The sequence below is a fragment of the Amycolatopsis sp. Poz14 genome (genome assembly GCF_006704225.1).
GTDB classification, from domain to species: Bacteria; Actinomycetota; Actinomycetes; order Mycobacteriales; family Pseudonocardiaceae; genus Amycolatopsis; species Amycolatopsis nivea.
The window spans coordinates 8542184-8552121 of the sequence record NZ_JACLHD010000001.1; the positions used below are offsets into that span (position 1 = coordinate 8542184).

At 69.1% G+C, this 9938-nt stretch carries 11 protein-coding genes; 6 read left to right on the forward strand and 5 right to left on the reverse strand.

The genetic code is table 11. From position 1 onward, the window contains the following. Nucleotides 1–25: 25 nt before the first annotated feature. Nucleotides 26–700 carry a peptidylprolyl isomerase gene (locus FKO37_RS39650; RefSeq protein WP_238607761.1) on the forward strand — a complete coding sequence of 225 codons (675 nt, stop codon included), beginning with the start codon at nucleotides 26–28 and terminating at the stop codon, nucleotides 698–700. A 426-nt stretch (nucleotides 701–1126) separates the two neighbouring features. Here the strand turns inward: FKO37_RS39650 and FKO37_RS39655 are convergent, their stop codons facing one another. Next, on the reverse strand, nucleotides 1127–1732 hold the full coding sequence (locus FKO37_RS39655; protein ID WP_134734562.1) for a TetR/AcrR family transcriptional regulator: 606 nt from the start codon (nucleotides 1730–1732) through the stop codon (nucleotides 1127–1129). Between the two features lie 65 nt (nucleotides 1733–1797). On the opposite strand from FKO37_RS39655, the gene FKO37_RS39660 reads away from it, so the two are divergent. Genes FKO37_RS39660 through FKO37_RS39670 form a run of 3 tightly spaced genes read left to right on the forward strand, consistent with a single transcriptional unit; the run spans nucleotide 1798 to nucleotide 3996 of the window. Further along, nucleotides 1798–2391: an NADPH-dependent FMN reductase gene (locus tag FKO37_RS39660; RefSeq protein WP_238607762.1), complete on the forward strand. Its 594-nt coding sequence runs from the start codon at nucleotides 1798–1800 to the stop codon at nucleotides 2389–2391. Next, nucleotides 2388–3737, forward strand: a complete 1350-nt coding sequence (locus FKO37_RS39665; RefSeq protein ID WP_199817480.1) for a DHA2 family efflux MFS transporter permease subunit — start codon at nucleotides 2388–2390, stop codon at nucleotides 3735–3737. Before FKO37_RS39660 ends, FKO37_RS39665 begins: the two co-directional genes overlap by 4 nt. A gap of 49 nt (nucleotides 3738–3786) precedes the next feature. Continuing rightward, entirely contained in the window at nucleotides 3787–3996 is a 210-nt protein-coding gene (locus FKO37_RS39670) for a DUF1737 domain-containing protein (protein WP_043827737.1), read from the forward strand. On the opposite strand, the gene FKO37_RS39675 is transcribed toward FKO37_RS39670, so the two are convergent. Then, a complete protein-coding gene (locus FKO37_RS39675; protein ID WP_037810399.1) occupies nucleotides 3962–5728 on the reverse strand; it encodes an MFS transporter in 1767 nt (588 codons plus the stop codon). The two genes, FKO37_RS39670 and FKO37_RS39675, sit on opposite strands and share 35 nt — an antisense overlap. A 146-nt stretch (nucleotides 5729–5874) precedes the next feature. Then, nucleotides 5875–7248, reverse strand: coding sequence for an FAD-binding oxidoreductase (locus FKO37_RS39680; protein ID WP_134668088.1), 1374 nt, complete (start codon nucleotides 7246–7248; stop codon nucleotides 5875–5877). Nucleotides 7249–7352: 104 nt separating this feature from the next. Here FKO37_RS39680 and FKO37_RS39685 point away from each other — a divergent pair, with 104 nt between their 5' ends. Both FKO37_RS39685 and FKO37_RS39690 read left to right on the forward strand, forming a co-directional pair. Next, entirely contained in the window at nucleotides 7353–7604 is a 252-nt protein-coding gene (locus tag FKO37_RS39685) for a hypothetical protein (RefSeq protein ID WP_037810395.1), read from the forward strand. 41 nt (nucleotides 7605–7645) lie between these two features. Continuing rightward, nucleotides 7646–8140, forward strand: coding sequence for a MarR family transcriptional regulator (locus tag FKO37_RS39690; RefSeq protein ID WP_037810394.1), 495 nt, complete (start codon nucleotides 7646–7648; stop codon nucleotides 8138–8140). Between the two features lie 60 nt (nucleotides 8141–8200). On the opposite strand, the gene FKO37_RS39695 is transcribed toward FKO37_RS39690, so the two are convergent. Next, complete coding sequence (locus tag FKO37_RS39695) at nucleotides 8201–8785, reverse strand: class F sortase (RefSeq protein WP_037810391.1); 585 nt, start codon at nucleotides 8783–8785, stop codon at nucleotides 8201–8203. Next, nucleotides 8782–9609, reverse strand: coding sequence for a choice-of-anchor P family protein (locus FKO37_RS39700; protein ID WP_043827742.1), 828 nt, complete (start codon nucleotides 9607–9609; stop codon nucleotides 8782–8784). Before FKO37_RS39700 ends, FKO37_RS39695 begins: the two co-directional genes overlap by 4 nt. Nucleotides 9610–9938: the final 329 nt, after the last annotated feature.

Here is a 9938-nt window from a genome sequence, read left to right on the forward strand (position 1 = left end):
CCCGGGTTCGCTAGTTTCCGGGCTCATGAAGCCACGCTGGGCCGCGCTCGCCGCCGCCGTCATCGCCGGTCTTTCCCTGTGCACCGCGGCCCCGGCCAGCGCTGCCCCCTCGGTGAAGCCGCCGGTGGTGAGCTGCACCTTCACGCCGACGCCGGACAACCCGGCGGCGCGTCCCGTGCTGCGCCCGCTGCCGTTCGCGTTCACCCGCGGGACGGTCGACGTCACCTTCCACTACAACTACGGCCCGGTCACCGTGCGGCTCAACCGCGCCGGGGCGGCCCCGTGCGCCGTCGCGAACATGACCAGCCTGGTGCTGCAGCACTTCTACGACCGTTCGCAGTGCTGGCGGCTGTCGAACTCCGCGCGTCTCGGCGTCCTGCAGTGCGGCGACATCTACGAGGTCGAAAAGGGCGGACCGGGCTACAAGTTCCCGGACGAGGTCACCGGAGCCGAGACCTACGAGCGCGGCACCGTCGCGATGGGCAACCAGGGCCCCGGCACCAACGGCAGCGAGTTCTTCATCGTGCATTCGTTCGCGCACATCCCGGCGAACTACTCGGTGCTCGGCAAGGTGGTGCGCGGCATGGAGGTCCTCGACCGGATGGTCGCCGACGGCATCATCCCGACCGACCCGAACGGCCCGCTCGACGGAGCGCCGAAGCATCCGGTGAAGATCCGCTCGGTCAGCTTCAGCTGGTGAGCCTGCAGGCTCACAGGAAGACGCCGACGAACCGGCCGTGTACGGGAACCGAAACCCTCGCCTCACCAATACTCGTCGGGGTTGGCCGCGACATCCCGCGCCAGCTCACGCACCTGAACACGGTCATCGTCCACCAACGAAGCGATCACCGCCCTCGACTCAGGCGTGTCGATATGTCGTAGTCCGCAAACCGCTGCGACCGCCAGCCGATGGCCCGAGCGAGCACCCCCACAGAATCGGGCGAAGCCAGGTCGATCGCTATCACATACCAGGAGAACTTTGCCCAGTCGCCGGTACGGAAACTGTCCCGCAACGCGGCTTCATCACAACTTTCTCCACCTCCGCACAGGTAAGCATCAGCCCGCAAAACCCTTCAGCTCGTCATATCGATATCCGAGGATTCGCGTCCAGTGAAGATCCGCTCGGTCAGCTTCGGCTGGTGACGCCCGGCGCGTAAGCGCGCAGGAACACGCCGACGCCGGACCGGACCAGCGCTTCCCAGTCCTCCCCCGGTTCGGCCGCGGCGGCGCTGCCCGCGGTGAGTTGCACGAGGTGCACCGCGGCCAGCGACGGGTCGTCCAGCTCGAGGCGGCCTTCCGCGGCGAGCCTGCGGAGATGCCCGGCCAGCGCCAGCCGTACCCGGGTCGGGCCGCGTTCCTTCCACGCGGCGACCGTTTCCGGAGCGATGTGGTCCAGATCCGCCTGGATCTGGCGCACCAGTGCCCAGTGCGGTTCGGTTTCCGGATCGCGTTTCGCCCACTGGAGGCCGAACTCGACGAGGTCGGCCTCCAGGTCGGCGATCCGGCCGAGGAGCTTGTCCGCGACCGCGATCTGCCGCTCGGCGACCCGGTCCGAGCTGTCCAGGATCACGGCGCGGAAGAGCCCGGCCTTGTCGCCGTAGTGGTTGTAGATCGTCCGCGACGAGACGCCGGCCTCGGCCGCTAGCACGTCGATGCTGGCGCGCGAGTAGCCGTCCCGCGCGAAGACCCGCAAGGCGCCGTCGAGCAGAGCGCGTTGTTTGTCCGTCCGCACCGGCTCAGTATGCCGAAGTACAACGACCGTTGCAAAAACTACAACGAGCGTTGTACCTTCGGGGCATGACTTCTCCGCTTCGCATCGCCGTCGTCTCCGGAAGCACCCGCCCCGGCCGCCGGGCGACGCAGGTCGCCGAATGGACCCGCGCCCGCGCCGCCGCCTTCCTCGGCGACCGGGCCGACGTGCGGGTGCTCGACCTCGCCGAAATCGACCTCCCGTTCCTGGACGAACCGCTGCCCGCCGCGCTCGGCGGCTACCGCAACGACCACACCCAGCGCTGGGCCGAACTGATCGACGGCTTCGACGGCTACGTTTTCGTGACGCCCGAGTACAACCACTCCATGCCCGCGGCGCTCAAGAACGCCATCGACTTCCTGTTTTCCGAATGGGCCGACAAAGCCGCCGGTTTCGTCAGCTACGGCACCAACGGCGGCACGCGCGCGGTGGAACACCTGCGGTTGACGCTCGCCGAGGTGAAGGTCGCCTGCGTGCGCTCGCAAGTCGCGCTGGGACTGTTCACCGACTTCGCCATCCCGGACATGGCCGAGCCCGGCACCTTCACTCCCGCCGAGCACCACGAAGGCATCCTGACCCGGATGCTGGGGGAACTTGTCGACTGGTCGACCGCGCTGCGCACCCTGCGAGCTTCGCGATGACCACGGTTGCCGCTCCGATCGACCGCGCGACGTGGCGGATCTGCTGGATCATCGTGTTCGGCGCGTTCGCGAGCGGACTCGACGCGTCCGTGGTGACGATCGGCCTCGACTCGATCAGCAGCGATCTGGGCGCGGATCTCTCGGTGACGCAATGGATCGCGAGCGGCTACCTGCTCGCGCTCGCCCTGTCGCTCCCCTTGACCGGCTGGCTCGCGCGACGTTTCGGCGCCGGCCGCGTGTGGCTCGTCGCGCTGGCCGCGTTCACCGTGACGTCCGGCTTGTGCGCTGCCGCGCCGGACGTCGTGCTGCTCATCGCTTTCCGGTTCCTGCAAGGCTTGGCGGGCGGTGTCCTGATCCCGGCCGGGCAAACCGTTCTGGGACAACAGGTCGGCGCCGCCCGGCTGGGCCGGGTGATGGCGACGCTCGGGATCGCGGTGAGCGTCGCGCCCGCGCTCGGCCCGCTCGCCGGAGGCCTGATCCTGCACGGGCTTTCGTGGCCGTGGCTGTTCCTGATCAACCTGCCGATCGGGGCGGTCGGCCTGGTTCTCGGCCTCCGGTACGTGCCCCGCGGCTCTCGCGAGAACCCTGGCGGGATCGATTTCGTCGGCCTGGCCCTGATCGCTGCCGGGCTGCCGTTGGTCCTCTACACCATCACGACCTGGGGCGACACCGGACAACTCGAGTGGCCGATTCTGGTGCCCGGTCTCGTTTTGCTGGTGTGGTTCGTGCGGCGACGGCATCCGCGTCCGCTGCTGGACTTTTCCCTGTACCGCAACCGGCTTTACCGTGCCGCCAGCCTCGCCGCCGCTTTCAACGGGGCGCTGATCTTCGGCAGCGGGATCGTGGTGACGTTGTATTTCCAGCTGGGTCGGCACCTGGATTTCGTTGACACCGGCCTGAGTTTGCTCGGTTTCGCCGGTGCTACGGCAGCGATCGCGCCGGTGACTGGGCGAGCGGTGGATCGGTACGGCGCCGCACCGGTCGCGTTGGTGGGCGCGGTGCTGGCGGTGGTGTGCACGGTGCCGTTCGCGTTCCTGCCGGTGGACGCACCGGGTGTGCTCGTGCAGATTCTGCTTGCCGGGTATGGGGCTTCGGTGGCTTTGGTGAGCATGCCGATGGGGATCGCGGCTTACAAGACTGTTGAACCGTCCCGGCTTCCGGACGCGGCCGCGCAGGTGACGATCCTGCTGCGGGTGGGCGGCTCGCTCGGGGGCGCGGTGTTCGCGGTGCTGATCGCTGGACGGTTGCCGGACGTCGACGCGGCGTTCCGGCTGGGATTCGCGGCGATCAGCGTGGGAGCGGTGGGGGCGCTGGGGACGGCGTGGATGGTGCGGAGGGCCTCGTGAGCGGCACTCCGGTGAGAACCGGCATCGCCGCCCACGACATCATGACCGCATGAGCACACCCCCGGACGGTCTCCCCGTCTACCGAGTCCTCACCGGTCCCGACGACGCCGCCTTCTGCCGCCGGGTCAGCGAAGCCCTCGCGCTCGGCTATCGCCTGCACGAGGGCCCCGCGTTGACCTTCAACGGCGAGAACGTCATCGTCGCCCAAGCCGTGCTGTGGCCCGCTACCGATCGCTCCGCGGAGACACCAGCTCGCTAGGCCCGCCGCCGGATTCCCCGGCCACCGCGGCCAGTTCCTCGCCCACCGACTCCGACGACTTCTTCGTGTCCTTCGTCAGCAGCGACGCCACCGCGCCGATCAGGCACACCACGATCGCGAAGCCGAACGCCACCGCCAGGCCGTCCTGGAACGGGCCCGAGATCAGGTTCGGGAAGAAGCTGCGTCCGGTCAGGAAGCTCGCCTGGTCGGCGGGCAGGTGGGCGAGCTGGCCGCCGAGCAGCTGCTGGATCGGGTTGTATCCGAGGAACGCCGCGAACAGCACCGCGACCGCGGGCAGGTGGGCGACCTGCTGCGCGGCCGCCTCGGGGACGCCGTGCTGGGTCAGGCCCTGCGACATCGCGATCGGCAGGTGGTCCGACAGGCCGGCGATGATCAGGCTGAAGAAGAAGCCGATCGACAGCACCATCGCCGCGTTCTGGAAGGTCGTCATCATGCCCGCGCCGGAACCTCGCGCGTCGGCCGGGAGGCTGTTCATCACCTCGGCCCGGTTCGGCGAGGAGAACATGCCCATGCCGATGCCGTTGAGCAGCAGGATCCCGGCGAACGCCCAGTAGTCGAAGTTCACCGGCAGCAGCGTCAGCAACAGGAACGTGAGCGCGGTGATGACCAGGCCGCCGGAGGCGAGCGCACGGCTGCCGATCCGGTCGGACAGGATGCCGGACGTCGGCGCGGCCACCAGGAAACCGATGGTCAGCGGAAGCATGTAGATCCCGGCCCACAGCGGCGTCTGCTCGAAGGTGAAACCGTGCTGCGGCAGCCAGATTCCCTGCAGCCAGATGATCAGCACGAACTGCAGCCCGCCGCGCCCGAGCGACGCGGTCAGGTTCGCCAGGTTGCCCCAGCTGAACGAGCGGATCCGGAACAGCGACAGCCGGAACAGCGGGTTCGGCACCTTCGTCTCGATCACCACGAACGCGATCAGCACCGCGACCCCGCCGATCAGGCAGGACAGCACCATCGGGCTGCCCCAGCCGGTCTGCGACGTGCCGTACGGCTGGATTCCGTAGGTGATCCCGACCAGCACCGCGATGAGGCCGACCGCGAAGGTGATGTTGCCCCACCAGTCCATTTTTGCGTGCTGGCGGACGCCGGTGTCGTGCAGTTTGACGTACGCCCAGATCGTGCCGATGACGCCGAAGGGCACCGACACCAGGAAGATCAGGTTCCAGTTCACCGGCGCGAGCACGCCGCCGACGACGAGGCCGAGGAACGAGCCCGCGATCGCCGCGACGCCGTTCATGCCGAGCGCGAGCCCGCGCTGGTTGGCCGGGAAGGCGTCGGTGAGGATCGCCGACGAGTTCGCCATCAGGAACGCGCCGCCGACGCCCTGCACGATCCGCCAGCCGATCAGCCACAGCGCGGCCGCGTCGCCGTCGAACCAGGTGATCGCCAGCATGATCGAGGAAACGGTGAAGACGGCGAAGCCGAGGTTGTACATCCTGGCCCGGCCGTACATGTCGCCGAGCCTGCCGAACGCCACCACGAGCACCGCGGTGACCACGAGGAAGCCCATGATCATCCACAGCAGGTAGCTCGTGTTCGACGGTTCCAGGGGGTTGATGCCGATGCCCTTGAAGATGTCGGGCAGCGCGATCAGCACGATGGACGAGTTGATCGTCGCGATCAGCATCCCGAGCGTCGTGTTGGACAGCGCGATCCACTTGTACCGCGGACCGAGTTCCGCGATCGAATACGTCCTGCGCTCCGCCACTGTCGAAAACCCCTCTCCCAGCCGTTCCCTTAGCTAGGCTAAGCAAGTTGCTTGCGGTAGGCAACCAACAAAAGAAAACGACTGGGAGACAAGGGTCACAAACGGATGACTATCCTTTGTGGACTGTTTACTTTCACTCGGTCGAGTTACCGCTGGACGGGACCGCCGACGACCTTTCCGGGGTTCAGGATCCCGTGCGGGTCGAGGGCGTTCTTGACCGCGTGGTGCAGGTCGAGAACCGCTGGTCCCAGCTCCTTTTCGAGACCGGGCCGCTTCAGCAGGCCGACCCCGTGCTCGCCGGTCACCGTCCCGCCGAGTTCGAGCGCGTCGGCGACGATGTCGTCGAACGCGGCCTGCGCGCGGCGCTGCGCGTCGTCGTCCCCGGTGGGCGTGATCAGCAGCGGATGCAGATTCCCGTCGCCGATATGCGCGATATTGGCGATTTGCGTATTGTGCCGCTGCGCCGCCAGATCGATCCGGGCGAGCATTTCCGGCACCAGGTGCGTCGGCACGCAGACGTCCTCGGTGAGCACCGGGCCGAGCCGTTCGAGCGCCGGGTACGCCAGCCGCCGGGCGGCGAACAACGCGTCCGCCTCGGCCTCGTCGGTCGACTGCGCGGCCCAGGTCGCGCCTGCCTTCTCGAAGCACTCCACCATCACCGCGGCCTCGTGCCCGCCCGGCACGTCGCTGCGGCCGAGCAGCACCACGTTCGCGTCGGCGGACAAGCCCATGTTCTTCCAGGCGTCGACCGCGGCGAGGCAATGCCGGTCCACCAGTTCCAGCGCCGACGGCACGATCCCGGCCGCGCGGATCGCCGCCGCTGCCTCCCCCGCCGCGACCGTCGAGTCGAAATAGCCCGCGACGGTCGCCTCCGCCGCGCGTTTCGCCCGCAGCCGCACGGTGATTTCGGTGATGACGCCGAGCGTTCCCTCCGAACCGACCATCAGCCCGGCGAGGTCATACCCGGCGACGCCCTTCGCGGTGCGGCGGCCGAGCCGGACGAGTTCGCCGGTGCCGGTGACGACCTGCAGCCCGAGCACGTAGTCGCGGGTCACGCCGTACTTCACGCAGCACACGCCGCCCGCGTTGGTCGCGACGTTGCCGCCGATCGTCGACCACGGCGAGCTGGCCGGGTCCGGCGGATACCAGAGCCCGTGTTCCGCGCAGGCCGCGCGGAGATCGTCGTTGACCACGCCGGGTTCGACGACGGCGAGCCGTTCCACCGGGTCGATCTCCTTGATCTTGGTCATCCGGTCGGTCGCCAGCACGACGCAGCCTGCCAACGCGTTCGCGCCGCCGGACAGTCCGGTTCCCGCGCCGCGCGGGACCACCGGGGTGCCGTGTTTGATGCATTGCCGCACGGTCGCCTGCACCTCGTCCGCGGTGCGCGGGCGGACCAGGACCGCCGGTTCGCCGTAGGGGGCCCACTCCGCCTCGTCGTGCGCGAAGCTGCGCAGCACATCGGGGTCCCGCACGATCCGGTCGTCCGGCAGGACGGTGTGCAGGTCGTCGATCAGCATGGGGGCTCCCGTGTTCTTCCGGTCCGCTTTTCCCCGTCAGGTTAGGTCGAAATCCGGGCGGCTCGTTCGACGTATCGGTGAGAGCGAGCTTCGAGGAGGCAGCCATGAACCGCACCGACACCACCGTCACCCGCCGCGGGATCTCGATGCTGCGTGCCGTCGCCGCCGGGCGCGGGCGGCTGACCTGCAGCTGCGAGCCGGATCTGTTCGTGGACGGCCTGCCGTGCAGCGACCAGTTCACCGCGCACGCGCTGGCGCGCGCCGGTCTGCTGCGCGCGCGGGAGTCCGGGCCGTTCGGGCAGCCGGTGCCCGCCGTGCTGACCCCGGCCGGGGAAGCGCTGCTCGCCGCCGCCTGACCCGGCTACGCTGACCAGCGAGAAACGGGAGGGCGGAGCAGATGGCGTCCGGAGCATCCGGGACGGAGTCGGCGCGGCGCAGGCGGCGCACCACGGTGGCCCTCAAGGAGTCGCTGCGGGAACTGCGCAATCAGCTGTCGCTGCTGAACCACCAGGTCGGCGGGCGGCTGAAGCTCAAGGACGTCGACCTCGACTGCCTCGAACTGATCTCGACCGGCGGCCCGCTGAGCCCGAGCGCGCTCGCCCGCCGCGCGGGTCTGCACCCGGCGACCGTGACCGGCATTCTCGACCGCCTGCAACGCGGCGGATGGGTGGTGCGCGAACGGGATCCCGACGCGGCCGACCGGCGCGCGGTCACCGTGCGGGCGGTGCCGGGCCGCACGCAGGAACTGTTTCGCGTGTACGGCGGGATGAACTCGGCGATGGACGACCTGTGCGCCGGGTACACCGAAGACGAACTCATGCTGATCGCCGGGTTCCTGCGCCGCACCGCCGAAGCGGGCCGGGCCGCCACCGAGGAGCTCTCCGGGGAATGACAGAAGGGCCTCGCCGCTTCGCCCGAGCGCGAAACGACGAGGCCCCGGTATCTGTGCGGCTCAGCTGTCGAGCGTGCCGTACACGATGATGTTGTCGAGATAGCTCTTCTTTTCGGCGTCGAACGCGCCGCCGCACGTGATCAGGCGGATCTGCGAGTCGGTCGTGTTGCCGTACACGGCTTCGGTGGGGAACGTCTTCTTCGCGATCTGGTCCACCTTGGTCACCGTGAACGTGGCCTTCGACCCGTCCTTGCGGCCGATGACGACCTTGTCGCCCTTCTTCATCTCGTGCAGCCGCCAGAAAATGCCCTTCTGGTGGTTGCCGTCGATGTGGCCGAGGACGACCGCCGGTCCGACCTGGCCCGGTTTGGGCCCGAAGTGGTACCAGCCCGCCTGCAGCGGCTGGTCCACCGGCGGCACCTGCACGGTCTTGTCGTCGTTGAGGCCGAGCGGCACCAGCGACGAATGCGCGTCGATGCTGGGAACGTCGAGCGAGACCGGGTCCGCGACCTGCTGCGCGGCCGCCGCGGAACTCGCCGGGGCCGCGGCCGGCGGAGCCTGATCCGCCGAACCGCAGCCGAGGAGGGCGAAGTTCGCGACGAAAGCCAGCAGCAGCGCGAAAAGCCCGAACCGGGAACGCGTCACCGGGCGGTCACCGCGGCCAGCGTGCCGTCGCCGGTCTCCGGCGCGCCGACCGGCACGACCGTGACCTGTCCGGGGCCTTCGGCGGGCGGGGTGCCCGGCTTGCTCGGCTGGGTGGTCGGCGGCGTGGTGGGCGGGGTGGTCGGGTTGCCCGCGACCTTGGCGCAGGTGGCCGAGGCGAGGACGATGTCGCCCTTGCCGAGCGCGCCGGTGGCGGTGCCGCCGAGCAGCTTGACGTGCAGCGCGTTGACGGTGAGGCTGCCGTCGGAGTGCTTGATCTGCTCGTTGACGATCACCTGCAGCACGCCGTCGATGCCGAGCTTCTGGTTCGGCTTGGTCGACACCGGGAGCTTGCCGATCTTGCCGAGGTCGAGGCCGGCCAGCTCGGACGAGGCGGTGATGCCGTCCGGGGTGGACTTGCACTCGGAGCTGATCACGCGGGCCTTGGGGGTGGAGCCGGCGAGCGGGGCGAGCACCGGGAGCGCGGCGTCGACGATCGAGGCCTTCGCGTCGACCGGGCCGTTGCTGCCGTCCTGCTTCGCCGAGCTGCTGATCACCTTGGCCGTGACCAGGCCCTTCAGCGGCACGTTCACCACCTGCGCGGACTCCGGGCCCTCGGTCGAGGAGGGCGCGATCTTGCCGGTGTCGACGGTGATTCCCTTGTCGCCGAGCACGCCGGGCAGCAGCGAGACCGAGGCGGACGCGCCGTAGGCCGAGCCGGCCGGCGCGTCGGCGGCGAGCGCCGGCGGGGCGACGGCGGCGGCGAGCAAAGCCAGCGCGGGAACGGCGACCGCGACGGTCCGTCCGCGCAGCAGGGCAGAACGCATGAATTGTCCTTCCGAACATCAAGAATGGAGCCGCCGCACGGATCCCCGAATCCACGCGTGACCGAGCACAACTGTCGGTCCCTGGCAGGCCGCGACATTATCAAGACGCCCGGGAAACGCAAAGCAAGATCCGTCGCGCACCGCGCCCGCCCGCCGGTTCCGGTGACCACAATTATCGCAATTTCACCACTAAAGAGTGATGTAACGCGGCGCTCGCTCCGCGGTTTTCTCACGCTGAGCTACCGGAACCGAGGCCCCGATGGCGGATTGCCCTTCGCCCCACCCGGAGGAGTGATCCTGCGGAGGGTATTCGTTGACCACCCTCCGCA